Origin of the sequence: Bhargavaea massiliensis, assembly GCF_050480245.1 — a bacterium.
Classification (GTDB): domain Bacteria; phylum Bacillota; class Bacilli; order Bacillales; family Anoxybacillaceae; genus Anoxybacillus.
On the sequence record NZ_JBCNEQ010000063.1, the window covers coordinates 18,867 to 43,207 of the forward strand.

24 protein-coding genes, 1 tRNA gene and 1 other annotated feature are annotated in these 24,341 nt (G+C 42.4%); of the genes, 24 read left to right on the top strand and 1 reads right to left on the bottom strand.

What is annotated here, in order from left to right; translation table 11 throughout:
* Position 1: 1 nt before the first annotated feature.
* The 8 genes from ABEV15_RS11600 to uvrC all read left to right on the top strand — a co-directional run bounded on the left by ABEV15_RS11600 (position 2) and on the right by uvrC (position 9,000).
* On the top strand, positions 2–949 hold the full coding sequence (locus ABEV15_RS11600) for an NAD-dependent epimerase/dehydratase family protein (protein ID WP_498853292.1): 948 nt from the start codon (positions 2–4) through the stop codon (positions 947–949).
* Positions 939–1,856, top strand: coding sequence for a lysylphosphatidylglycerol synthase transmembrane domain-containing protein (locus ABEV15_RS11605; protein WP_498853293.1), 918 nt, complete (start codon positions 939–941; stop codon positions 1,854–1,856). Before ABEV15_RS11600 ends, ABEV15_RS11605 begins: the two co-directional genes overlap by 11 nt.
* The gene (locus ABEV15_RS11610) at positions 1,853–3,295 is read left to right on the top strand and encodes an alkaline phosphatase family protein (RefSeq protein WP_498853294.1); all 1,443 of its coding nucleotides are present in this window, start codon (positions 1,853–1,855) and stop codon (positions 3,293–3,295) included. Before ABEV15_RS11605 ends, ABEV15_RS11610 begins: the two co-directional genes overlap by 4 nt.
* Positions 3,292–4,017 (top strand): glycosyltransferase family 2 protein, encoded by a 726-nt coding sequence (locus ABEV15_RS11615; RefSeq protein ID WP_064221043.1) that lies wholly within the window; start codon positions 3,292–3,294, stop codon positions 4,015–4,017. The genes ABEV15_RS11610 and ABEV15_RS11615 overlap by 4 nt, the downstream gene beginning before the upstream one ends.
* Before the next feature lie 76 nt (positions 4,018–4,093).
* The gene (locus ABEV15_RS11620; RefSeq protein ID WP_498853295.1) at positions 4,094–4,840 is read left to right on the top strand and encodes a hypothetical protein; all 747 of its coding nucleotides are present in this window, start codon (positions 4,094–4,096) and stop codon (positions 4,838–4,840) included.
* Positions 4,841–4,857: 17 nt separating this feature from the next.
* Positions 4,858–5,781 carry an FTR1 family iron permease gene (locus tag ABEV15_RS11625; RefSeq protein WP_498853296.1) on the top strand — a complete coding sequence of 308 codons (924 nt, stop codon included), beginning with the start codon at positions 4,858–4,860 and terminating at the stop codon, positions 5,779–5,781.
* A 44-nt stretch (positions 5,782–5,825) separates the two neighbouring features.
* Positions 5,826–7,226 carry a nucleoporin-interacting protein gene (locus ABEV15_RS11630; RefSeq protein ID WP_498853297.1) on the top strand — a complete coding sequence of 467 codons (1,401 nt, stop codon included), beginning with the start codon at positions 5,826–5,828 and terminating at the stop codon, positions 7,224–7,226.
* A complete protein-coding gene (uvrC, locus tag ABEV15_RS11635) occupies positions 7,219–9,000 on the top strand; it encodes an excinuclease ABC subunit UvrC (RefSeq protein ID WP_498853298.1) in 1,782 nt (593 codons plus the stop codon). Before ABEV15_RS11630 ends, uvrC begins: the two co-directional genes overlap by 8 nt.
* Before the next feature lie 10 nt (positions 9,001–9,010).
* Here the strand turns inward: uvrC and ABEV15_RS11640 are convergent, their stop codons facing one another.
* A complete protein-coding gene (locus ABEV15_RS11640; protein WP_429632468.1) occupies positions 9,011–9,442 on the bottom strand; it encodes a YslB family protein in 432 nt (143 codons plus the stop codon).
* A 287-nt stretch (positions 9,443–9,729) separates the two neighbouring features.
* Here ABEV15_RS11640 and ABEV15_RS11645 point away from each other — a divergent pair, with 287 nt between their 5' ends.
* The 16 genes from ABEV15_RS11645 to ABEV15_RS11720 all read left to right on the top strand — a co-directional run bounded on the left by ABEV15_RS11645 (position 9,730) and on the right by ABEV15_RS11720 (position 24,329).
* The gene (locus ABEV15_RS11645; RefSeq protein WP_429632470.1) at positions 9,730–10,338 is read left to right on the top strand and encodes a succinate dehydrogenase cytochrome b558 subunit; all 609 of its coding nucleotides are present in this window, start codon (positions 9,730–9,732) and stop codon (positions 10,336–10,338) included.
* Positions 10,339–10,365: 27 nt separating this feature from the next.
* Positions 10,366–12,126 (top strand): succinate dehydrogenase flavoprotein subunit, encoded by a 1,761-nt coding sequence (sdhA, locus tag ABEV15_RS11650; RefSeq protein ID WP_429632472.1) that lies wholly within the window; start codon positions 10,366–10,368, stop codon positions 12,124–12,126.
* The gene (sdhB, locus tag ABEV15_RS11655; RefSeq protein ID WP_003396476.1) at positions 12,123–12,884 is read left to right on the top strand and encodes a succinate dehydrogenase iron-sulfur subunit; all 762 of its coding nucleotides are present in this window, start codon (positions 12,123–12,125) and stop codon (positions 12,882–12,884) included. Before sdhA ends, sdhB begins: the two co-directional genes overlap by 4 nt.
* Positions 12,885–12,963: 79 nt before the next feature.
* Positions 12,964–13,413, top strand: coding sequence for an acyl-CoA thioesterase (locus tag ABEV15_RS11660; protein ID WP_429632474.1), 450 nt, complete (start codon positions 12,964–12,966; stop codon positions 13,411–13,413).
* 80 nt (positions 13,414–13,493) lie between these two features.
* Positions 13,494–13,709 (top strand): helix-turn-helix domain-containing protein, encoded by a 216-nt coding sequence (locus tag ABEV15_RS11665; protein WP_498853363.1) that lies wholly within the window; start codon positions 13,494–13,496, stop codon positions 13,707–13,709.
* A gap of 110 nt (positions 13,710–13,819) precedes the next feature.
* Entirely contained in the window at positions 13,820–14,617 is a 798-nt protein-coding gene (gene racE / locus ABEV15_RS11670) for a glutamate racemase (RefSeq protein WP_429635231.1), read from the top strand.
* Between the two features lie 92 nt (positions 14,618–14,709).
* Positions 14,710–15,771 (top strand): GerMN domain-containing protein, encoded by a 1,062-nt coding sequence (locus ABEV15_RS11675; protein WP_498853299.1) that lies wholly within the window; start codon positions 14,710–14,712, stop codon positions 15,769–15,771.
* A gap of 93 nt (positions 15,772–15,864) precedes the next feature.
* Complete coding sequence (rph, locus tag ABEV15_RS11680; protein WP_498853300.1) at positions 15,865–16,632, top strand: ribonuclease PH; 768 nt, start codon at positions 15,865–15,867, stop codon at positions 16,630–16,632.
* Complete coding sequence (locus tag ABEV15_RS11685) at positions 16,629–17,240, top strand: XTP/dITP diphosphatase (protein WP_498853301.1); 612 nt, start codon at positions 16,629–16,631, stop codon at positions 17,238–17,240. Before rph ends, ABEV15_RS11685 begins: the two co-directional genes overlap by 4 nt.
* Positions 17,237–17,749, top strand: coding sequence for a metallophosphoesterase family protein (locus ABEV15_RS11690; RefSeq protein WP_498853302.1), 513 nt, complete (start codon positions 17,237–17,239; stop codon positions 17,747–17,749). The genes ABEV15_RS11685 and ABEV15_RS11690 overlap by 4 nt, the downstream gene beginning before the upstream one ends.
* Before the next feature lie 81 nt (positions 17,750–17,830).
* Positions 17,831–17,904: transfer RNA gene (locus ABEV15_RS11695), tRNA-Arg, on the top strand.
* A 378-nt stretch (positions 17,905–18,282) separates the two neighbouring features.
* Positions 18,283–19,185 (top strand): branched-chain-amino-acid transaminase, encoded by a 903-nt coding sequence (gene ilvE / locus ABEV15_RS11700; RefSeq protein WP_429632488.1) that lies wholly within the window; start codon positions 18,283–18,285, stop codon positions 19,183–19,185.
* Positions 19,186–19,197: 12 nt separating this feature from the next.
* Positions 19,198–19,455 (top strand) — a binding site (T-box leader).
* 66 nt (positions 19,456–19,521) lie between these two features.
* The gene (gene ilvB / locus ABEV15_RS11705) at positions 19,522–21,240 is read left to right on the top strand and encodes an acetolactate synthase large subunit (protein ID WP_498853303.1); all 1,719 of its coding nucleotides are present in this window, start codon (positions 19,522–19,524) and stop codon (positions 21,238–21,240) included.
* Complete coding sequence (gene ilvN / locus ABEV15_RS11710; RefSeq protein WP_429632492.1) at positions 21,237–21,755, top strand: acetolactate synthase small subunit; 519 nt, start codon at positions 21,237–21,239, stop codon at positions 21,753–21,755. Before ilvB ends, ilvN begins: the two co-directional genes overlap by 4 nt.
* 17 nt (positions 21,756–21,772) lie before the next feature.
* Positions 21,773–22,798 (top strand): ketol-acid reductoisomerase, encoded by a 1,026-nt coding sequence (gene ilvC, locus ABEV15_RS11715; protein ID WP_429632494.1) that lies wholly within the window; start codon positions 21,773–21,775, stop codon positions 22,796–22,798.
* Positions 22,785–24,329: a 2-isopropylmalate synthase gene (locus tag ABEV15_RS11720; RefSeq protein ID WP_498853304.1), complete on the top strand. Its 1,545-nt coding sequence runs from the start codon at positions 22,785–22,787 to the stop codon at positions 24,327–24,329. Before ilvC ends, ABEV15_RS11720 begins: the two co-directional genes overlap by 14 nt.
* Positions 24,330–24,341 lie beyond the last annotated feature (12 nt).

The following is a 24,341-nucleotide window of genomic DNA, read 5'->3' on the forward strand; positions in this document are numbered from 1 at the left end:
GATGGCGAAAGTATGTATCACAGGTGGAGCAGGTTTTATCGGTAGTCATTTAGGGAAAAAATTGCTTGAACTTGGACATGAGCTGATTGTAATCGATAATTTTCATTCTTACTATTCCATTTCAAGAAAACAACGTCAGCTCCAACAAATAGAGAATGTTGGCTTTTTTCATTTTTACAATGTAGACATTTTACAATTGGATTCGTTGAAACAAATTTTCTTCCATCATCGACCAGATATTGTATTCCATTTAGCCGCGCTACCAGGCGTGCAGCCATCGTTATCGAGGCCATTAGCATATATTGATTACGATGTGAAAGCAACCGTCAATGTATTACAAGCAGCAGGAGAAGCGGAAGTTCAACATGTGTTATTTGCTTCTTCTTCTTCCGTATACGGCAATCGAGCGTTTCGGCCATTAAAAGAAGAAATGGCAACCGGTCAAGTCATTTCTCCGTATGCAGCGGCGAAATATAGTGCCGAATCGTTTTGCCACGCATATGCGCACATATATGGCTATACGATGACAATTTTTCGATATTTTACAGTATATGGGCCGTGGGGACGTCCGGATATGGCGATTAGTAAATTTATTCGCAAATTGTTACGTGATGAGCCGATTACCGTTTACGGTGATCATACAGCACGCGATTATACGTACATTGATGACATTGTTGCTGGAATGATTCAAGCAATAGAACGAAAAGGCGAAAGTGATGTTTTTAACCTAGGGGCTGGTCAACCTGTGACGATGAAGCAATTGCTTGCGGAGTTGCGCAATCATTTTCCGCATATGCGCGTTCATTACGAACCGCCTCGCCTTGGCGATGTTGTCGCTACATGGGCTGATATTACAAAAGCGAAAGAAAAAATCGGGTACGAGCCGCGCGTATCGTTGCGGGAAGGATTAGCAAAGACGATTGAATGGGCGAAGCAATATGAAAAATAAACAAATAAAGATTTTGATGCGACTCATTAGCCTCATATGTATTGTAGCGTTTATATGGATGACGATTCACCATTTTGATGCCCAACTGTTGTTTGATCTGATGCACAAGCTTGTTTCACAACCGTGGCATACGGGTTATATGGTTGTCATGTATAGTTTTGCTTTTGTGTTACGTGCTATGGCGTGGAAATGGTATTTGCCGCAAGCCCGTTTCCAAACGTGTATCGATGGGTTATTTGCTAGTTTATTCATAAATCATATATTTCCAATTAAAATCGGCGATGTCGCTCGCGTTGGCATATGTGCAAAACAAAATCGCATTCCATTTTCGATTGTTGCCGAGTCGGTCATTGTATTGCGCCTTTTAGATTTGATCGTGTTATTTTTCTTTGCTTTTTTAGGAGCAATTGTTTACATGCATATGATTATCCGTTCCGCCATGATTTTCCCCCTCATTTTTGGTGGTATTGTTTTTTTGTTTTTCCTCCTTCGACGCATCGATTTGTCATGGTTACAAAAACATAAACAACATTGGAACATGATATGGAAAAGCCGTCGTTTTGTGTTGATTGTTGTTGCTATTGTTTTTAGTTGGATATGTGAAGCGGTCGTTTTGTTTGAAATGGCGAAAATGGTCGCTTTTCCTCTGTCGTTTTCCGAAGCGTTGTGGGTAAATAGTATGGCGGTTGGTGGACAAGTATTTCAAATGACGCCAGGAGGAGTAGCGACATATGAGGCAGTTATGGCGTTTGCGTTAACGCGCGTCCATTCTCATTGGGAACAAGCATATGCTCTTGCATTGGCGACTCATTTATTTAAATTTTTATTTTCTTATGTCGTTGGGCTATACGTATGGTGGCGCATCCCGACGCTATGGACATTCGTTCGAAAGGGGGACGTAGCATGAAAAAAGCATCGAAGTTTGAAAAAGTAGCGGCAAGGTGTTGGAACTTATTAAATGAAGGAAAGCCGTTTACTCCGATTTTTGTTATGGGAACGATGGTTCTTTTTCATTTGTTTGATGGTATCACTTTTGAAGAAGGAAAGCAGTTATGGAATAGCTTACTGTTTACTATCCCGCTTTTTGTATTGTACTACGTATATGACTATCCGTTATTTTTACGTAACTATTTATGGGTTCCGTACGTTGTGTTCCTAATGATTTGGTCGTTTGTTCCGACAGGTTTACTTTTGCTTGCTGTTAGTCTTTATTTCTTTTTCACCGTTTTCTTTTGGGGAACATTATACTATCATTTACGTATTAGAACAACGTGGTTGAATTTTACTCGTTTTTGGAAACTTGTATTGAAAAATAGTGATTCAACAAGTGGGAATGCACAGGAACAATTGCCAAAAGTATTGCTTCTTCTTTCTATATGGGAATATGGAGTACAACATGACATACATGTTCCGCCATTTATTGCTTTTTACGCCTTTGTTTTTGTATGGTCGTTTATTTTGCACCGTTATTTATTTGATTGGAAACCGAAAGTGATTGAACGTTATACGGACAACGTGCCTCCAAATGATCAACCGTTGAGTGATCGCGTCATTGTGCTCGTTGTTGATGGAATGAGGAAAGATCGTTTCGAGCAAGCAAACGCTCCGTTTTTGAAATCACTTCGTGCGAATGGAACAGATTTTACGCAAATGGAAACGGTATATCCGGCACGAACGGTCGTTTGCTTTACATCGATGCTTACGGGGACGTACCCGTTTGAGCATGGCATTCGCTCGAATATGGTATGGAAGCTCGGCATTCGTGTTGAAAGTATTTTTGATTCGCTCCGAAAAGTAGAAAAAAAAGGAAAAGTGCTCGGCATCGCTCATCTTGTCGATTCCCTAGGAAATGATGTCGAAACGGTTACAGCTGTCATGCATAACGATGTCGCAGATCGTAACATTATGGAGCGTGCGAAACAAATCATGACCGAACAAGATTTACATTTATTTGTCGTTCAATTTATTGGAACGGACCAAACGGGTCATAGCCGTGGTGTACACTATGATGAGTATGTGCAAAAAATTGAAGAGGTGGATCAATTGATTCAACAATTTGTCGAATGGTTGCATGAACAAGGAAAAATGGAAAATACGACGTTAATCGTTTGTGCAGATCATGGACAAGCAGATGGAATTGGCGGACACGGTCATTTAGATGAAGGAGAACGGTATGTCCCATTTTTCATGTACGGCCCAATGATCGAAAAAGGGAAGCGTGTAGATGATAAACATAGTCTCGTTTCTCTCGCCCCAACGATCGCTTATTTGTTAGGGGCGCCATATCCGAGCCATAGCCGTGGCCCTGTGTTAGTTGAAGCGCTAAAGAAAGAGGGAAAACGATGAAAGTAATTGTCTTTTTACCTGCACATAATGAAGAAGGGGCGATTGGGGATGTGATTCGCCGCATTCCAAGACACATTCAACCGAATATCGATGTGTATGTGCTTGTCGTTGACGATGGGTCAACAGATCGTACAGTAGATGTAGCGAAACGAGCGGGAGCGGATTTTATTTACCGACACGAACAAAATCGAGGGCTAGGCGCAGCTGTACGTACCGGCTTACAACAATGCGTCGAACTTGGTGCGGATATCGGTGTGATGATTGATGCGGATAACGAATATCCACCCGAGCAAATTCCTGACCTTATTATGCCTATTTTACATGGAGAAGCCGACTATACGATGGGGTCGCGTTTTTTAGGAACGATTCGGGGAATGAAGTGGCATCGGCGAATTGGAAACTATATGTTTACGTTACTTCAATCGCTTTTATTAAAAACATGGATTTACGACGGTCAATCAGGTATGCGAGCATTTTCGCGACAAGCGATGGAAGAAGCAGAAATTATTCATGACTACAACTATGCACAAGTATTGACGTTAAACCTAGTGCGGAAAGGATTTCGGTTAAAAGAAGTACCGATTGTATATCAAGTAAGAACGACAGGACAATCGTTTATTAAATTTACAGCTTATCTTAAGCATGTCATCCCGGCTATTGTGAAGGAGATGTGTCGTTCTGTCAAACGGAAGCATATGAGTTCTTCCGTTCAAAAACGCTAGAGAGTGATTCTCTAGCGTTTTTTATTGACAACAATTATGATAATTATTATCATTATCATCGAAGGAGGAGATCGGAGTGAGACACTTTTTATTTTTTTATTTGTCGATGATATTAATTTTCACTTCAGCCCCTATTTCTTCGTTCGCTTATTCATACGGTGATCCGAACGAAGAAGCAGTTGCTGAGGCTTATAAAGAAATGGTGGCAAAAGCACAAGAAAAAAAATTCGATGAAGTAAAGGCGATTTATGAAACGGTACAAGAAGAAATTGATATGCATATGGGGCCAGAACCTTCTGCCATTATTTTGGAGGCAATTGAAAATAAAGATGTAGATACGATCGTTTCAGCGATGCAAAAAGTGCTTGTGTTAAACGTTGCCCGCCGTTTAGAAAATGTAGAGAAAAACTTCGATAACTATGATACGAGCAAACGTTTGTTAGCAAAAGCATTTGCTACATATAAAGCACTTTCTCCAATCGTGCAACAAAAAGATGCGGAGCTTGATGAACAATTAAAACAACAGTTTGACATTGCTCTTCAATCGCTCGGAAATCCAGGATTGTTCGGAGTAGGAAAAAAAGAGTCAAACATCAATCAATTTAAGGAAAGCAAGAAAGTCATTTTGCAAGCATTGCAAGATCAATTTGGATTAGAAAATATTGAAACGGGTCATTTTACTGAAGAAGATTTAGAGCGACTAGCTGCTGCAAAAAAGAAAGAATGGACGGATTTGTCTGATGTGAAAAACTGGATACCGATTATTGCTATCGTTATGGTCATTGTGGCGGTTGTTGTGTATGCCGTAAGGAAACGGAAGTAAAGAAAGGGGCGTTTAGTTTGGAAGTTCAAGCACTGCTTATTACGTTTCGTGAAGCGTTAGAAGCGCTATTAATTGTTGGGATTATTACATCGTATTTAAAGCGCATTGATCAATCGCGCTATGTGAAATATGTTTGGCTCGGTGCAGGGTTAGCCGTGTTTGCAAGTGCGATTGTCGCCTTGTTATTTCAAGTCGTGCTTACTGGCTTTTCAACGATGGCGAGCGAAATGTACTTAAAAGTGAGCATTATTTTTATTTCTTCCATCTTGTTGACGCAAATGGTTTTTTGGATGGCGGAACATAGTAAAGATATAAAAAGTAGTATGGAAGGAAAAATGAGCAAATATGTGTCCAAAGGCGACGTATTTGGTATGGTCATGCATTCGTTTTTAGTTGTTTTGCGTGAAGGAGTGGAGACGGTCTTCTTCTTCGCTGCTATTACAGGTGGAAACATCGGAGCGGCGGTGCAAGGATGGGGTGCGATTACAGGGTTAACGATTGCTGCTGTTGTAAGTTATATGTTCTTTAAAGGAACGATGCGTGTACCATTAAAAACGTTTTTCAAAGTCACAGGCGCATTCATCATCTTGATTGCGGCGGGATTGCTTGTGCAAGGTATTTCGATGTTGCAAGATTTAAAAATTATTGGCAGCGTCATGCCGCACGTTTATGATATTACTTGGTTTATGCCGGAACACCCGATTGATCATGAGCATTTCGTTCGTGACACAGGACAAGAACCCATTCTTTCTGGCGATGTCGGTATTTTTCTTAAGGCGCTATTTGGTTATTCATCGATGCCTTCGCTTGAAGAAGTGTTGGCGTACATCGGCTATTTTATCGTCATTTATTTACTTGTGAAAACACGTTATGGCGCAAAAGAAGCAAAAAAAGAAAAGAACGAAAAAAATAAGAAGGTGCTTGAACAAAAAGTGATGTAAAGTACAAGGAGAGCCTTGTACTTTTTTGCTTAGGAGGGGTTATTGTGCGCATGGCTTCGATCATCGGGTTATTTGCCGTCTGTATATCATATATCGTATATGCCAGACCATTTGCAGCTACATGGGATGAAGTGGACTTTGCTTTGGCGCTTGATCGGTATGATTTGCTTGCGATGCAGCCGCATTTCCCAGGGTATCCGTATTTTATTTTTGGGGGGATGCTCATTCATTCGTTTGTGGACAATGCCGCAAAAGCATTGGCGATTTGGAATGGATTGCTCATGATGAGCGCCACGATTCCGATGTATTTGCTTGCTAAAACATATGTAGAACAAAAATATGCGCTAGTTGTTACTGCTCTTGTCCAATCGCTTAGTTATGTCATGTTAATCGTTTCACAACCGATGTCTGAGGGAAGCGCGCTCGCTATTTTATGGTGGTACGTGTGGAGTTTACAACGTGCGCTTCACTCAGACCGTCTCTATGTGCAATTGTTGCCATTATGGCTATTTAGCGTCATGCTTGGCATTCGTTTATCGTACATTCCTTTTGGGATTGGCATTTTATATGTTTGGTGGAAGCGGACATATCGTCTGAAACAACTTTTTTTATACAGTTTGGCAGCGCTCGCTTTTCAATTCATTTGGATTTTTGCGGTTGCTGCAACAGAAGGGGATGGTTTTTGGCAGCTTGCTTTTTCATTTACAACAGGGCATTTTACGCAATGGGGAGGAACGGTGTCGACAGATGAAGCGCCGTTTTGGCAACGAGTCATTGTGCTTATTTTTTATAATATCATTTGGACAGGCATGGCAAAACAGTCGATATGGCTACTTAGCTGCTTTGTTGTTTTGCTTTTGATAACGTGGAAACGAATTTTAATTCCTCCTTTATATCGTTTTCTTTTGGTTGCTTATTTTTTTTGGGCATTGTTTGCGCAAAATATTGAAAAACCAAGACATATATTGCCGCTTGTCGTCATTGTCTCATTCTTTTTGTTCGTGGGCGCCCTTCAGTCGTCATCACGGCTGCACCTTACCGTTATGCTCGTTTTGCTCTTCTCACAAACGGTAATCGGCATGCAAGCGGTAAAGCATCAAGCGACACAGTTGCCAGCAACGTATCAGTTGGCGTATGATTTTGAACAGAAAGAAGAACCTTTTGTTTTATTTACGTGGGAAGAGACGCGCGTTCTTGAATATTTACGTGTTTCTTTTCCGCATGAGCGCGTGTTTTCATTTGATGTTTTTCAGCGTGAAAAAGCGGTATTTCCACATGTGAAAGTGTACGTAACCGATCATGTGATCAAAGGATTTCAAGCGCAAGGAATAAATGTCCGTCCGTATATTCGCCCGATTCGAACGTATGAATCGAGCTTATTATCTGACCCTGTGTATGGACGTATAACAGTATATGAATGGCGAGAGGAGGAAAAACGTGAATGAACGATTAAAAGAAAAATTAGCGATTTTGCCCGATCAACCGGGATGTTATTTAATGAAAGATGCACACGGAACGGTCATTTATGTTGGAAAAGCAAAAGTGTTGAAAAATCGTGTTCGCTCGTATTTTACTGGCACACATGACGGAAAAACGCTTCGGTTAGTGAATGAAATTGCCGACTTTGAATATATTGTGACGTCCTCAAATTTAGAAGCACTTATTTTAGAAATGAATTTAATTAAAAAATACGATCCGAAATATAACGTCATGTTAAAAGATGACAAAAGCTATCCGTTTATTAAAATTACAGGGGAAACGCACCCGCGTCTCATCATTACTCGAACGGTAAAAAAAGATAAAGGAAAATATTTCGGACCGTATCCGAACGCCCAAGCAGCGCACGAAACGAAAAAACTGCTCGATCGCCTATACCCATTAAGAAAATGTGAGAAGATGCCGAAAAAAGTTTGCTTATATTATCATATGGGACAATGTTTAGGACCATGTGAGTACGACGTGTCAGAGGAAGAAAATAAACAAATTGTTGAACAAATTACGCGCTTTTTAAACGGTGGTTATAAAGAAGTGAAAGACAAACTGGCAGAAAAAATGGTGGAAGCAGCGGAACAGTTGCAGTTTGAGCGGGCGAAAGAATATCGCGACCAAATTGCTTATATTGAGGCGTTAATGGAAAAGCAAAAAATGATTTTGCACGATTTCGTTGACCGCGACATTTTTGGATATGCGTACGATAAAGGATGGATGTGTGTACAAGTATTTTTCATTCGCCAAGGGAAGCTCATTGAACGAAACGTGTCGATGTTTCCATTGTATCAAGAGCCAGAGGAAGAATTTTTAACATTTTTAGGGCAGTTTTATAGCAAAGATTATCATTTAAAACCGCGCGAAGTTGTATTGCCGCGCGAAATTGATGGAGAGATGGCAACGAAATTGCTTGATGTAAACGTCACGCAACCGAAAAGCGGCAAAAAGAAAGAGCTTGTTGATTTGGCTTGTAAAAATGCACAAATTGCTTTGCAAGAAAAATTCTTTTTAATCGAACGTGATGAAGAACGGACGATTCGTGCGGTTGAGAAATTAGGCGAAGCAATTGGGATTTCAACTCCTCATCGCATCGAGGCGTTTGACAATTCAAATATTCAAGGGACAGACGCTGTCGCCGCGATGGTCGTATTTATTGATGGAAAGCCGGAAAAAAAAGAATATCGCAAATATAAAATAAAAACGGTGCAAGGGGCGGACGATTACGAGTCGATGCGCGAAGTGATTCGCCGGCGATATACGCGCGTGTTGCGAGAACGCTTGCCCCTTCCAGACGTCATTGTTGTCGATGGCGGAAAAGGACAAATGCAAGCCGCAAAAGAAGTGTTGGAATGCGAACTCGGGTTATCGATTCCTGTCGCTGGTTTAGTGAAAGATGATAAACATCGAACGTCACATTTATTGTTTGGTGATCCGCCAAGCGTTGTTTCGTTAGAGAAAAATAGTCAAGAATTTTATTTGTTGCAACGCATTCAAGAAGAAGTGCATCGTTTTGCGATTACATTTCACCGCCAAGTGCGATCAAAATCTGCGTTTCATTCCATTCTCGATCAAATTCCAGGGGTCGGAACAAAAAGAAAGCAGGCGCTACTACAATATTTTGGCTCGATTAAAAAAATAAAAGAAGCAACCGTTGAACAACTGCAGGAAGCAAACATTCCAAAACATGTCGCTCAAAAAATTTACGAGACGCTCCAAACGTACGAAAGCTGACCATTATCGGTCAGCTTTCATCTTTACGGTCCCATTTCACCGTAAACAAAACGGTTTTTGCGCGCCGTTTTTGTTGTTCAAACGCTTCTGCAACATATCCTTTTTGTTGTTCAAACTGCTGAGCAAGAAAGCCGGCTTCAAGGTGAAACGTGCATTCTCCTCCATAGTCGAATCGCATCGCGACAAGCGGTCCATCTAATTGAAGTTCACAGCTGTCTTTTTTCTCCTCAAGCAACGATAGGTTCCCCCAACCAGCTTGCTCAAAAAAAGCGATGACGTCCTCAACTGTAGCTAGCGAGTATTTTCTTGCTAAATCTTTTCCTGCCCAATATAAAATAAATGGAGTCTCTTTTCCGAACAAATTTGGTAGTAGTTCTTGCCGAAATAAAAAGTCGCTAAAAGCAGGAATGCTTGTTTGTTTCCATTGTTCATATCCGCTCACGTTCGATTCTCCTCTCCATTTTTCATTATAGCGAACAACAAAGTGAAAAACAGTATTGACTTTTTTCTCATTTCGGACTTCACTAGAAGTATAGTTGTTTTAAAATTTTTAAATAATTGAATATTTCGTGAACACCTTTTCTTGACGCTCCTACATTCTGGGAGTACAATGAATGTGACAATGATCAATGGAAATGGAAGTGTTTACACTTCTGTTGGTCATAGTCTAGTAGATGCGGATGGGAGCGCGTAGAAAAAGGAAGATAACAATTTTAAGGGGGGTTATGTATGGCACAAAATCGTGAGTTTTTTTATCGCCGACTCCATTCGTTGCTTGGAGTCATTCCAGTCGGGCTGTTTTTAACGCAGCATTTAGTTGTTAACCATTTTGCAACAAGAGGGGAAGAATCGTTCAACAAAGCGGCAGCATTTATGGAGCAATTACCGTTTCGGTACTTTCTAGAAATTTTCGTTATTTTTCTTCCGTTATTGTTCCATGCCATCTACGGACTGTATATTGCATTTACAGCACAAAACAATGTAAGCCGCTACGGATATTTCCGTAACTGGATGTTTATGTTGCAACGCTTAACGGGTATTATTACGCTCATTTTCGTCGTCTGGCACGTATGGGAAACGCGCGTTCAAGCAGCGTTTGGCGCAGAAGTGAACTACGACATGATGGCGAACATTGTAGCGAATCCGTTTATGCTTGCATTTTATATTGTCGGAATCGTTTCTGCAGTATTTCACTTTGCGAACGGGTTATGGTCGTTTTTCGTTAGCTGGGGTATTACAGTGACTCCTCGTTCACAACAAATTTCTACATACGTGACAATGGGGATTTTTGTCGCGCTTTCGATCGTCGGTATACGCGCGATTTTAGCATTCGTTTAATCCACAACATTGAAGGAGTGAGGAGACATGAGTAAAGGAAAAATTATTGTCGTTGGTGGAGGTCTTGCCGGCTTAATGGCAACGATTAAAATTGCCGAAGCAGGCGTAAAAGTAGATTTATTTTCATTAGTTCCCGTGAAGCGGTCTCACTCTGTTTGTGCACAAGGTGGCATTAACGGTGCGGTCAATACAAAAGGGGAAGGAGACTCTCCGTGGGAACATTTCGATGATACAGTATATGGAGGAGATTTTTTAGCTGACCAGCCTCCGGTAAAAGCGATGTGCGAAGCTGCTCCAGGCATTATTCATTTGCTCGATCGTATGGGTGTCATGTTCAACCGTACGCCAGAAGGATTGCTTGATTTCCGTCGTTTTGGTGGAACGCAACATCACCGTACAGCATATGCAGGGGCAACAACAGGCCAGCAGCTTCTTTACGCGCTTGATGAACAAGTGCGCCGTCATGAAGTCGCCGGACTTGTGACAAAATATGAAGGTTGGGAATTTTTAGGTGCAGTTTTAGATGATGAACAAGTATGTCGCGGTATTGTCGCACAAAACTTGACAACGATGGAGATTAAAGCGTTCCGAGCTGATGCGGTCATCATGGCAACAGGTGGTCCTGGAATCATTTTCGGTAAGTCGACAAACTCCATCATTAATACAGGTTCGGCTGCATCAATCGTTTATCAACAAGGTGCATATTATGCGAACGGAGAATTTATTCAAATTCATCCGACAGCGATTCCAGGGGATGATAAGCTTCGCCTAATGAGCGAATCGGCACGTGGAGAAGGTGGACGAGTTTGGACGTATAAAGACGGAAAACCTTGGTATTTCTTAGAAGAAAAATATCCAGCTTACGGAAACCTTGTTCCACGCGATATTGCAACGCGTGAAATTTTCCATGTTTGCGTGGACTTAAAGCTCGGCATTAACGGCGAAAACATGGTTTATTTAGATTTATCGCATAAAGATCCAAAAGAACTTGATATTAAGTTAGGCGGCATTATTGAAATTTATGAAAAATTTATGGGTGAAGACCCAAGAAAAGTGCCAATGAAAATCTTCCCAGCGGTTCACTACTCGATGGGTGGATTGTGGGTGGACTATGATCAAATGACAAATATTAAAGGACTGTTTGCGGCGGGTGAGTGCGACTTCTCAATGCACGGTGCAAACCGTCTCGGTGCGAACTCGTTATTATCTGCCATTTACGGCGGAATGGTAGCAGGTCCAAAAGCTGTTGAATATATGAAAGGACTTGAGAAATCTGCCGATGCGCTGCCTTCTTCTTTATACGATCGCTATTTAAAACAAGAAGAAGAAAAATGGGCGCAAATTATGGCGATGGATGGTACAGAAAACGCCTACGTTTTGCATAAAGAGCTCGGTGAATGGATGACGGATAACGTCACAGTCGTTCGTTATAACGATAAATTATTAAAGACGGATGAGAAAATTCAAGAACTACTTGAGCGTTATAAAAATATTAACATTAACGACACAGCGAAATGGAGCAACCAAGGTGCGTCGTTTACACGCCAACTTTACAACATGTTGCAACTTGCTCGTGTCATTACGCTTGGTGCTTACAACCGTAACGAAAGCCGTGGAGCGCATTATAAGCCAGAGTTTCCTGAGCGAAACGACGAGGAATGGTTAAAAACAACGATGGCAAGCTTTACACCGGATGGTCCATCGTTCCATTATCGTGAAGTGGATACATCGCTTATTAAGCCACGCAAACGCGATTACACGAAAAAGAAAGGGGAAGTGAAATCATGAGTGAAAATAAAACGATTCGGATTATCGTCACAAGACAAGACCGTCCGGATACAGCCCCTTATGAAGAAGAGTTTGTCATTCCGTATCGTCCGAATATGAACATCATTTCGGCGCTCATGGAAATTCGGCGCAATCCGGTCAATGCGAAAGGGGAAAAAACGACGCCTGTTGCTTGGGAAATGAACTGTTTGGAAGAAGTGTGTGGCGCTTGTTCAATGGTCATTAACGGCAAGCCACGCCAATCGTGTACCGCACTGATCGATCAGCTCGAGCAACCGATTCGTTTAGAGCCGATGCGCACATTCCCGGTCATTCGCGACTTGCAAGTGGATCGTAGTCGCATGTTTGATTCGTTGAAAAAAGTAAAAGCGTGGATTCCAATCGACGGAACGTATGATTTAGGCCCAGGACCACGCATGCCAGAACGCAAACGGCAATGGGCGTATGAGCTATCTAAATGTATGACGTGCGGGGTATGTTTGGAAGCTTGTCCGAACGTCAACAGCAAGTCAAACTTTATCGGACCAGCACCGCTTTCACAAGTGCGCTTATTTAACGCGCATCCGACAGGAGCGATGCATAAAGCGGAGCGTCTTGAAGCGATCATGGGTGATGGCGGATTAGCGAACTGCGGAAATTCACAAAACTGCGTGCAATCTTGTCCGAAAGGCATCCCGCTTACAACGTCGATCGCGGCATTGAACCGCGCAGCAACCATTCAAATGTTCCGCAATTTCTTCGGTAGTGATGAAGTGTAACGACAAGGTCGACTCTTGAAGAGTCGGCCTTACGTTTCATGTATGATGCTAGATTGCTTTATAGAGGGGGAGAGGAAAATTGAAAGTATCTTATATTGATGACATAAAAGAATGGGAACAACGTTTTTCTTTTTTTCATCCGGTGCGCGTACGTTTTTCAGAAACAGATATGTTTGGTCATTTAAACAATACGGTGCCTTTTGTATATTTTGAAGAAGCGCGCATCGCATTTTTTGAACATCTCGGCTTTATGAACGATTGGTTAGGAAAAGAACATGATGCTATTCCGGTGGTGGCGAATTTACAATGCGACTTTTTACAACAAGTGTATTTTGGTGAACAGCTGCACATCGGTGTAAAAGTCGCACACATCGGCAACTCTTCTGTTGATTTACATTACGTTGGAAAAAAACAAAATGGAGAGATTGCGTTCACAGGGCGTGGAACGATGGTCCAAATGTCAAAAACGACAGGAAAAGGAGTCGTTTGGGACGAAGAAGCGCGTGCGCGATTAGCTGAAAACATGTAACCGTTATCGCCCTTCTTGCATACGATATGTTGACTAAATATATACCCATCCGTTTCAGTCTGGTAAAAGCAAGGAGGGTTATCGACTTGAATCAGAAGCCGCTGCTTACAAAAAGGGAACGAGAAGTATTCGAACTGTTGCTGCAAGACAAGACAACGAAAGAGATTGCTAGTGAACTATTCATTAGCGAAAAAACAGTTCGCAACCACATTTCGAATGCGATGCAAAAGCTTGGGGTAAAGGGGCGCTCACAAGCTGTCGTCGAATTGCTTCGAATGGGGGAACTTGAACTATAACGAGAACCGGCTCGCCTTTTCATTTTAGGCAAGCCGGTTTTCTATTGATTTGATGTGTGTTATAATGAAAAATGTTTTGTCATACATCAACAAAGAATGAGGCGAATACATTGGAAAGACCGATTGGAGTTATTGATTCAGGTGTTGGTGGATTAACAGTTGCACGAGAAATCATGCGTCAGTTACCGAAAGAACAAATTGTATATTTAGGAGATACGGCACGCTGCCCGTATGGCCCAAGACCTCGGGAAGAAATTCGACAGTTTACATGGGAAATGACGAACTATTTACTTGGCTATGACATGAAAATGCTCGTCATTGCATGTAACACGGCAACGGCCGTCGCCCTAGAAGAAATTCGTGATACGCTCAACATCCCGGTCATTGGCGTCGTTCATCCTGGCGCGCGTACGGCGTTAAAAATTACAAAAAACTATCATATCGGTGTCATCGGCACGATCGGAACCGTAAAAAGCAGGGCGTACGAACAAGCATTGAAATCCATTAATAGCGACGTGATCGTGGAAAGTTTAGCTTGCCCGAAGTTCGTCCCTTTAGTCGAAAGTGGACAGTTTGAAGGAGAAGAAGCAAAACAAATTGTTGCCGAATCGCTTGCACCGCTAAAAAATCGGCCGATTGATACGCTCATTTTAGGATGTACACACTATCCGCTCTTAAGCCCGCTTATTCAACAATATATGGGAGGGCATGTGGAACTCATTTGTTCTGGTGATGAAACGGCGCGGGAAGTGAGCACGATTTTACATCATAGCGGTTTGCTTTATACGGGGAATAAACGCCGAGAGCATATATTTTTCACCACTGGACCGAAAGAAACGTTTCAACAAATTGCTTCGAAATGGTTCGGTCACCCTATTGAACATGTCGAAACGATTCGATTATCTTAAAAATCCTTCGCATATGCCGAAGGATTTTTTTGTTCTATTTTTTCGGACGGCCCGTATACATAGTAGTACAAACCGTGTGAGGAGGGGAGTCCATGCGCCATGTATGGGTCATTGTGACAATGTTTATATTTATGTTATCAGGATGTGGGCTGCTTGGAGGTGAAAAAGCGACAAAGGAGATTGATCCACCGAAAGATGTGACGTATGTAGAGAATGGACAGTCATTACAAGAAAAAGCAGCAGAAACGGAAAAAGCGACAGAAACGGAAAAAGCGACAGAAACGGTTCAACGGGAATTGTATTTAATTGATAAAAACGGTTTTGTCGTTCCACAAACGTTTGCCTTGCCAAAAACGGACGCAGCTGCAAAACAAGTGCTCGAATATTTAGTAGAAAACGGTCCGATTTCAGAGTTGCTTCCGAACGGATTTCGTGCTGTTCTTCCTGCTGATACACAAGTATTAAGTGTTAACTTAAAACAAGACGGCACGCTTGTTATTGATTTTTCGAAAGAATTTGCGAATTATCGTCCAGAAGATGAAAAGCGCATTTTACAAGCGATCACATGGACAGTGACGCAATTTGATAATGTGAAACGTGTAAAAATTCGTATGAACGGCCACGATCAAAACGTTATGCCGATCAATGGAATGCCAATTAGCGAAGAACTAAGCAGAGATGACGGAATTAACATTGAAACAAACGGCGTTGTCGATATTACGAATACACATCCTGTCATTGTCTACTTTTTAGCGCAAGAAGGTGAGCAAACGTATTATGTGCCGGTAACAAGACGCGTACCGAATAGCGAGCAAGATGAGTTAGCTGCAGTTGTGAAGGAACTTATTAAAGGGCCAAGTTACGGTTCTGGATTGTTAAGCGATTTTCAAGCAGATGCGAAATTGTTAGAAGCGCCAAAATATGAAAACGGAAAAGTAACGTTAAACTTTAACGAAGCAATTTACGGCAGCGTTGAGAAAAATGTTGTATCGACACATGTCCTTAATTGTTTAGTCTTGTCATTAACAGAACAGCCAGGTGTGGAAAGCGTCGCAATTACAGTCAACGGAAAGGCAGAATTAGTTGATGAAAGTGGAAAACCGTTGTCAGAACCGGTAACAAGACCGCAAAATGTGAACACAGGTAGTTTTTGAAACCAATTTTTTGCTATACTATATAAAGATTCATCGTCGAGAGGCAGCATTCCTGCCTCTTATTTCGTGAACATATATTGAGGAGGATTTTGTGTGAGAGTAGATGGTAGAACAAATGACGAACTTCGTCCCGTACATATTGAACCGAACTATTTAAAACATCCGGAAGGGTCTGTGCTTATTTCGATTGGCGATACAAAAGTCATTTGTACAGCAAGCATCGAAGATAAAGTCCCACCGTTTATGCGTGGAGGTGGGAAAGGATGGATTACTGCCGAGTATGCGATGATTCCGCGTGCGACAGAGCAACGAAATATTCGCGAAGCAAGTAAAGGGAAGTTGTCAGGGAGAACGATGGAAATTCAACGGTTAATTGGCCGCGTACTTCGTTCTGTTGTTGATTTACAAAAATTAGGAGAAAAAACAATTTGGATTGATTGTGATGTCATTCAAGCAGATGGCGGAACGCGCACAGCGTCGATTACAGGGGCATTTGTCGCCATGACGTTGGCGCTCGGAAAAATGGTCGAAGAAAAGAAATTGCCTGCACTTCCGATTACAGATTTTTTAGCTGCCACATCTGTTGGCATTGATGAAGAACATGGTATTATTTTGGATTTAAACTATATTGAAGATTCAAAAGCACAAGTCGACATGAATATTGTAATGACGGGATCGGGACGTTTTGTCGAAATTCAAGGAACAGGGGAAGAAGCGACGTTTTCATATGAGCAACTGCTCGATTTATTAACGGTTGCTGAAAAAGGTATTCACGAACTTATCGCTCGGCAAAAAGAGGCACTCGGTTCTCTTGCGGGACAAATTATGCAACATGGTTCGGAAGGGGAAGAAGCGAAATGAAACGAATAATCATTGCCACCAAAAACAAAGGGAAAGTAGCAGAATTTCAGCAATTGTTTTCAAAAAAAGGGATCGATGTGCTCTCCCTCCTTGCCTATGATGACATACCAGATGTCGAAGAAACGGGAACGACGTTTGCAGAAAATGCTATATTAAAAGCAACGACTATAGCGAACATGCTTCATGAAACGGTCATTGCAGATGATTCTGGCTTAATCGTTGATGCGTTAAACGGTGAGCCAGGCGTATACTCGGCTCGCTACGCGGGCGAAGGAAAAAACGATCAAGCAAATATCGAAAAAGTGCTTAAAAAACTGCAAGGCGTGCCTTTTGAACAACGAACCGCCCGTTTTCATTGTACGCTCGCTGTTGCCAAACCAAACGGAGATGTGACGACAGTAGATGGCGTATGTGAAGGATATATAACAGAAGAACCAGTTGGTGAAAACGGTTTTGGGTACGATCCGATTTTTTTTGTTCCTGAAAAACAACGGACAATGGCCCAATTAACAAAAGAGGAGAAAAACGAAATAAGCCATCGGGCAAAAGCGTTACAGCATCTTTTACATATATGGGACAAGCTGTTTGAAAAGGGGAATGAGTCGTGAACGTATTGATTATAAGCGATAGCCACGGATTGACAAACGAATTACAAACGATTGTTTCACGCCATAAACAACATGTTGATGCAATTATTCATTGCGGTGACTCAGAGTTAACAAGCGACCATGAAGCGTTGCAAGGCATGTTTGTTGTGCGGGGAAATTGCGACTACGAGCAGCGTTTCCCGACCGATCTTGTTGAAGAAATCAAAGGCGTTCGCTTTCTCGTTACACACGGTCACTTATATAACGTCAAAATGACACTTATGAACGTATATTATAAAGCGAAAGAAGTCGGAGCGCGCATCGTCTGCTTCGGTCACTCACACATTGCAGGATGCGAACAAATCGATGACGTCCTTTTCATCAATCCAGGAAGCATTTATTTGCCGCGCATGCGCCGTGATAAAACATACGCCATGCTGCACATAGATGAAAAAAACATAACCGTACATTTTTACAACATCGACGGTCAACTGCTTCATGACTTAACGAACACATATACAGCGCAATAGGGGGCAAGAAAATTCCACTGCCCCTATTGACTTTTTTTATAAACATCATTACAATAACAATTGTCCAAACCACGACAGTATGTCCCAGTAGCTCAGCTGGATAGAGCAACGGCCTTCTAAGCCGTCGGTCGGGAGTTCGAATCTCTCCTGGGACGCTAAAATAGTCCTCTTGCGTAGGCAAGAGGATTTTTATTTTGCCCACCTTTTATCGCTCAGTTAGATAGAGTACGTCTGATTCAACTTCATCGAATAAACATCAGCGTACCCACGCGCTAACAAACCTCTTGCATAGGCAAGGGGCTTTTTTTGGTCAAAAAATGTTCAAAATTTTTTATACCCTCTCTTTTTCTTGATATATCAATTATGTAAGCGGATACAAGACATTCTAACTAATCTAAATAATCAAAAAATTCAATGAAATGGTATTGACTGTTTGGATAAATGAGCGTATGATAATTTTCAAGTAAATCTAACAAAAGTCGCGATCAAAATAAGAAGCAAAAGACGGCGAACAGGGGAAGAGGGGAAAAACATTGAGTGAACAGTGGATTTTTCTAAACGATGAATTTGTTACAAAAGAAAATGCAAAAATCTCGGTATATGATCACGGTTTTCTTTATGGGGATGGGGTGTTTGAGGGCATTCGCGTGTACAGTGGCAACGTGTTTCGAATGAAAGAACATATTGACCGCTTATACAATTCAGCGAAATCCATTTTATTAAACATTCCGTACACAAAAGAAGAATTAACAAATATTATCGTTCAGACGGTGCAAAAAAACGGCTTTGAAGATGCTTATATTCGCGTCGTTGTATCGCGCGGGGTTGGCGACCTTGGACTTGATCCATACAAATGCCCGAAGCCGCAAGTTGTTGTCATCGTTGAACCGTTAGCAATCTTCCCAAAACATTTATATGAAACGGGCATCGAAGTGATCACCGTAGCAACAAGACGAAACCGTCCAGATGTATTAAGTCCAAAAGTAAAATCATTAAACTACTTAAACAACGTATTAGTGCGAATTGAAGCACATTTAGCAAACGTCAGCGAAGCGCTCATGCTCAACGATCAAGGATATGTCGCTGAAGGCTCAGCAGATAACGTATTTATCGTCAAAAACGGCGTGCTATATACACCACCAGGATATGTCGGGGCGCTAGAAGGAATTACGCGCGATGCGATCATCGACATCGCTAAAGATCTCGGCTATGTCGTCAAAGAAGAGCCGTTTACTCGTCACGATGTGTACACAGCAGATGAAGTGTTTTTAACGGGAACCGCAGCTGAAGTCATTGCGGTCGTCAAAGTCGATGGCCGTGTCATTGGAGACGGTGTACCGGGTGAGCATACGAAACGATTGTTAGAAGAGTTTCGCAAACGCGTTGTTTCTGAAGGCGTAAAAGTATATGCTACACAAAACGTTAATGCAAGATAACAAATAAATAAAGAAAAAGCGTTGAAGAGGATAAGTAGCTAGCGGGTTTGGCATCTCCAGAGAGCCGGGGGAGCTGGAAACCGGTGGTGTCTCCGTTAGTGAACTCCCCTCGGAGCGCCGTCCTGAACGATTGACTCTAGTAGGGGCGGACGGGTGCACGTCACTCGTTATTAAAACGAGCGCTGCGACGATGGTCGCGTGCTCCTGAGGTGGCTTTGCCACGAAGAAGGGTGGTACCGCGGGAAGGATGCAAGCCTTTTCGCCCCTTTGGTCCACATGGGCCGATGGAGGGGTGAGAAGGCTTTTCTTATTTCACATTTTTTTAGGGGTGAAAAAATGGCAGCGAACATGAAAGTGAAAGAAAGAGTAGCAAAAAAGCAAACGTTATGTGGAGCGCTCATGTTAATCGAAGCGCTCAAAGCAGAAAATGTCAAAGTCATTTTCGGGTATCCAGGAGGTGCTGTATTACCGATTTACGACAAGTTGTATGAGTCAGGTGTGTTTCACGTGCTCACACGTCATGAACAAGGTGCCATTCATGCGGCGGAGGGATATGCTCGCATTTCTGGAAAGCCCGGTGTCGTCATTGTCACATCAGGGCCAGGTGCGACAAATATCGTGACAGGTTTAACGGACGCGATGATGGATTCCATTCCGCTCGTCGTCTTTACAGGGCAAGTGGCATCGAGCGTCATCGGTTCAGATGCCTTTCAAGAGGCGGATGTGTTAGGAATTACGATGCCAATTACGAAACATAGTTACCAAGTACGCGACGTACGAGAGCTGCCAAAAATTATTAAAGAAGCGTTTCATATTGCAACGACTGGACGTCCGGGCCCTGTATTAATCGACATTCCAAAAGATATGTCTGTCGCAGAAGCGGAGTTTGACTACGAACAAGAAGTCCAGTTGCCGGGTTATCAGCCGACAACAAAACCGAACCATTTACAAATTCGCAAACTTGTCGAGGCAGTTGGCCAAGCGAAACGGCCGGTCATTCTAGCTGGAGCAGGTGTTCTGCATGCGAATGCCCATGAACAGCTAAAACAATATGCTGAACAACAACATATTCCCGTGATCCATACGCTTTTGGGACTTGGTGGATTTCCTGCAGACCATCCGCTATTTCTCGGAATGGCAGGAATGCATGGAACGTACACAGCGAACATGGCGTTGTATGAATGCGACCTTCTCATCAATATAGGTGCACGATTTGATGACCGAGTGACCGGAAACTTGGCTCATTTTGCGCCGAAAGCCACAGTCGCTCATATCGACATTGATCCGGCAGAAATTGGGAAAAATGTACCAACAAAAATTCCGATCGTTGGCGATGCGAAAGAAGCGCTTATTCAATTAATTGAACAAAATGGAAAGCGACCAGATGTATCAGAGTGGCTTAACAAGCTAAATGAATGGAAAAGAGAATATCCGCTTATGTACAAACGCGAACCGGGCGTACTAAAACCGCAGCGACTCATTGAAATGATTCATGAATATACAAACGGCGAGGCGGTTGTCACGACAGATGTAGGTCAACATCAAATGTGGGTCGCTCAATATTATAAATTTAAACAGCCGCATCGTTGGGCCACATCAGGCGGACTAGGAACGATGGGATTCGGCCTGCCGGCAGCGATCGGTGCTCAATTGGCGCAACCAGAGGCAACGGTCGTATCGATCGTTGGTGACGGTGGATTCCAAATGACGTTGCAAGAGCTATCTGTTATTCAAGAGTTGAATTTGCCGATTAAAATCGTCATCGTCAACAATCAAGCGCTCGGTATGGTTCGCCAATGGCAAGAAATTTTTTATGAAAAACGATATTCTCATTCACTCATTCCGAATCAACCTGATTTTGTACGTTTAGCGGAAGCATATGGCATGAAAGCGATGCGTGCGACAACGGAGGAAGAGGCGGAATGCGTATTGAAAGAAGCATTTGCGACGAATGCACCAGTTTTGCTTGATTTTCATGTGCATCCAGGTGAAAACGTATATCCGATGGTTGCGCCAGGAAAAGGACTACATGAGATGGTGGGGGTGAAATGGTGAAGCGAATTATTACAATGACGGTGAACAACCGCCCGGGCGTATTAAACCGTATTACAGGCTTGTTTACGAAGCGGCATTACAACATTGAAAGCATTACAGTTGGGCATACGGAAACAGAAGGCATTTCACGCATGACGTTTGTCGTCAATGTAGATGATGAACGCATTGCTGAACAAATTACGAAACAGTTAAACAAGCAAATTGATGTGTTAAAAGTTGTGGATATTACCGATCAAGCAATTATCGTTCGAGAGCTGGCTTTAATTAAAGTGGCGGTCACGCCGGCAACGCGCGGGGAAATTTATACGCTTATTGAGCCGTTTCGTGCCGCAATTGTCGATGTGGCGCGCGATAGTCTCGTCGTTCAAGTAACAGGGGAGCCAGAAAAAATTGATGCGCTCATCGACTTATTAAGGCCATATGGATTAAAGGAAGTTGCAAGAACAGGAACAACGGCGTTTCCGCGCGGTTCGCAACGCGCATCATCAACAAATAAGTCACTATTTATTATTTAAAAGGAGAGGATTTTATTATGGTAAAAGTATACTACAATGGCGATGCAAACGAAGCTTATATTCAAGGAAAAAAAGTAGCAATTATCGGCTACGGTTCCCAAGGTCATGCCCATGCGCAAAATCTCCGTGATAGCGGTGTTGATGTCATCATTGGATTGCGAAAAGGAAAGTCATGGGAAAAAGCAGAACAAGATGGATTTGTTGTATTGCCAGTTGGCGAAGCGACAAAGCAAGCCGACATTGTGATGATTTTACTTCCAGATGAACATCAACCGAAAGTATATAAAGAAGAAATTGCACCAAACTTGCAGTCTGGAAACGCGCTCGTGTTTGCGCACGGATTTAATATTCACTTCAATCAAATCGTTCCGCCAAGCGATGTAGATGTCTTTTTAGTCGCGCCAAAGGGACCAGGTCATTTAGTTCGTCGCACATATACAGAAGGAGCGGGCGTGCCAGCGTTAATTGCTGTATATCAAGATGTGAGCGGCGAAGCGAAAGACACAGCCCTTGCATATGCGAAAGCGATCGGTTCTGCTCGAGCGGGGGTCATCGAAACGACGTTTAAAGAAGAAACAGAAACGGATTTATTCGGGGAACAAGCGGTTCTTTGTGGTGGATTAACTGCCCTTGTCAAAGCCGGATTTGAAACGCTTGTTGAAGCGGGATATCAACCAGAAATTGCATATTTTGAATGTTTACATGAATTAAAACTCATCGTTGATTTAATGTACGAAGGCGGTTTAGCAGGCATGCGCTATTCGATTTCTGATACAGCACAATGGGGCGATTTTATTACAGGCCCACGCATCATTAACGATGCAGTAAAAGCAGAGATGAAAAAAGTGCTTGAAGATATTCAAACAGGCAAGTTTGCAAAAGGTTGGATTTTAGAAAACCAAGCGAATCGCCCAGAGTTTAACGCGATCAACCGTCGGGAAAACGAGCATTTAATTGAAGTTGTTGGTCGAGAATTACGAAAAATGATGCCGTTTGTCAACGCTAAACAGAAAGATGTGGTGACAGTCGGTGCGAAAAATTAACATTTTTGATACGACGTTGCGTGATGGTGAGCAGTCTGCGGGCGTCAACTTAAACTTGCATGAAAAGCTAGAAATTGCTCGGCAGTTAGAACGCCTCGGTGTAGATATCATCGAGGCGGGATTCCCTGCCGCATCAAAAGGCGATTTTCAAGCCGTTCAAGCGATCGCTCAAACCGTTCGCAATTGCTCGGTTACAGGTCTTTCTCGCTCTGTTCAATCAGACATTGATGCAGCATGGGAAGCGTTAAAAGACGGGGCAGAGCCGAGATTACACGTCTTTATCGCAACGTCACCTATTCATATGCAATATAAATTGCGTATGACACCAGAACAAGTCATTGAAACAGCTGTGGAATCTGTTCGTTATGCGAAAAAATATTTTCCGATTGTACAATGGTCAGCAGAAGATGCATGTCGAAGTGATCTTCCGTTTCTTGCAACGATTATTGAGAAAGTCATTGAAGCAGGAGCGAACGTCATTAACATCCCAGATACAGTCGGTTATATTACTCCAAAACAATATGGCGACATATTCTCCTTTTTAAAGGAAAATGTTCGGAATATTGAAAAAATTATCCTATCTGCTCATTGTCATGATGATTTAGGTATGGCTGTTGCGAATTCGCTTGCTGCTATTGAAGCAGGAGCGACGCAAATTGAAGGAACGATTAACGGCATTGGCGAACGGGCAGGAAACGCTGCGATTGAAGAAGTTGCGGTGGCACTTTATATTCGCAAAGACTACTATCAAGCAGAGACGCGCTTGAACTTGCAAGAAATTAAACGAACGAGCAATTTAGTAAGCAAGTTAACAGGAATGATTGTTCCGCCAAATAAGGCGATCGTCGGCAAAAACGCTTTTGCTCATGAATCAGGCATTCACCAAGATGGTGTTTTAAAAGAAAAAACAACGTACGAAATTATATCTCCGCAACTTGTCGGGGTGCAATCGAATTCAATGGTGCTCGGAAAACATTCGGGACGCCATGCGTTTCGTACGCGCATTCAAGAGCTTGGCTATTTATTGACAGAGGAAGAAGTCAATCGCTTATTTGTTCGTTTTAAAGATTTAGCAGATAAAAAGAAAGACATTACCGATGATGATTTAATTGCGCTTATTTTAGATGAAAAGCTAGATACGTATAAAAACTTTTATCAATTATGTTCCATTCAAGTACAATACGGCACAAATCAAATTCCGACGGCAGTTGCTGTATTAAAAGACGGAGAAGGAAACGACATTCAAGAGGCAGCGACAGGAGCTGGTAGCGTTGAAGCGCTATATAACGCTTTAGAAAAAGCGTTGCAATTGCCTGTGACGTTGCTTGATTATCGCATTGAATCCGTCGGAAGCGGACGGGATGCTTTAGCACAAGTATATGTCAAAGTATCGCTTGATGGCAAAGAAGCGAGCGGACGTGGAACAGCACAAGATGTGCTAGAAGCATCAGCAAAAGCATATATTCATGCAGTCAATCGCATGTTTGTCATCGAAAAAATGCGAGAAGAACAAGCGCTTGCTGCGCAATAACAAAGGGGGATT

What these genes read in the sequence shown, in the direction of transcription:
- ABEV15_RS11600 (WP_498853292.1), top strand. Translation starts at nt 2, where the DNA reads ATGGCGAAAGTATGTATCACAGGTGGAGCAGGTTTTATCGGTAGTCAT.
- ABEV15_RS11605 (WP_498853293.1), top strand. Translation starts at nt 939, where the DNA reads ATGAAAAATAAACAAATAAAGATTTTGATGCGACTCATTAGCCTCATA.
- ABEV15_RS11610 (WP_498853294.1), top strand. Translation starts at nt 1,853, where the DNA reads ATGAAAAAAGCATCGAAGTTTGAAAAAGTAGCGGCAAGGTGTTGGAAC.
- ABEV15_RS11615 (WP_064221043.1), top strand. Translation starts at nt 3,292, where the DNA reads ATGAAAGTAATTGTCTTTTTACCTGCACATAATGAAGAAGGGGCGATT.
- ABEV15_RS11645 (WP_429632470.1), top strand. Translation starts at nt 9,730, where the DNA reads ATGGCACAAAATCGTGAGTTTTTTTATCGCCGACTCCATTCGTTGCTT.
- sdhA (WP_429632472.1), top strand. Translation starts at nt 10,366, where the DNA reads ATGAGTAAAGGAAAAATTATTGTCGTTGGTGGAGGTCTTGCCGGCTTA.
- sdhB (WP_003396476.1), top strand. Translation starts at nt 12,123, where the DNA reads ATGAGTGAAAATAAAACGATTCGGATTATCGTCACAAGACAAGACCGT.
- ABEV15_RS11675 (WP_498853299.1), top strand. Translation starts at nt 14,710, where the DNA reads ATGCGCCATGTATGGGTCATTGTGACAATGTTTATATTTATGTTATCA.
- ABEV15_RS11685 (WP_498853301.1), top strand. Translation starts at nt 16,629, where the DNA reads ATGAAACGAATAATCATTGCCACCAAAAACAAAGGGAAAGTAGCAGAA.
- ilvB (WP_498853303.1), top strand. Translation starts at nt 19,522, where the DNA reads ATGGCAGCGAACATGAAAGTGAAAGAAAGAGTAGCAAAAAAGCAAACG.
- ilvC (WP_429632494.1), top strand. Translation starts at nt 21,773, where the DNA reads ATGGTAAAAGTATACTACAATGGCGATGCAAACGAAGCTTATATTCAA.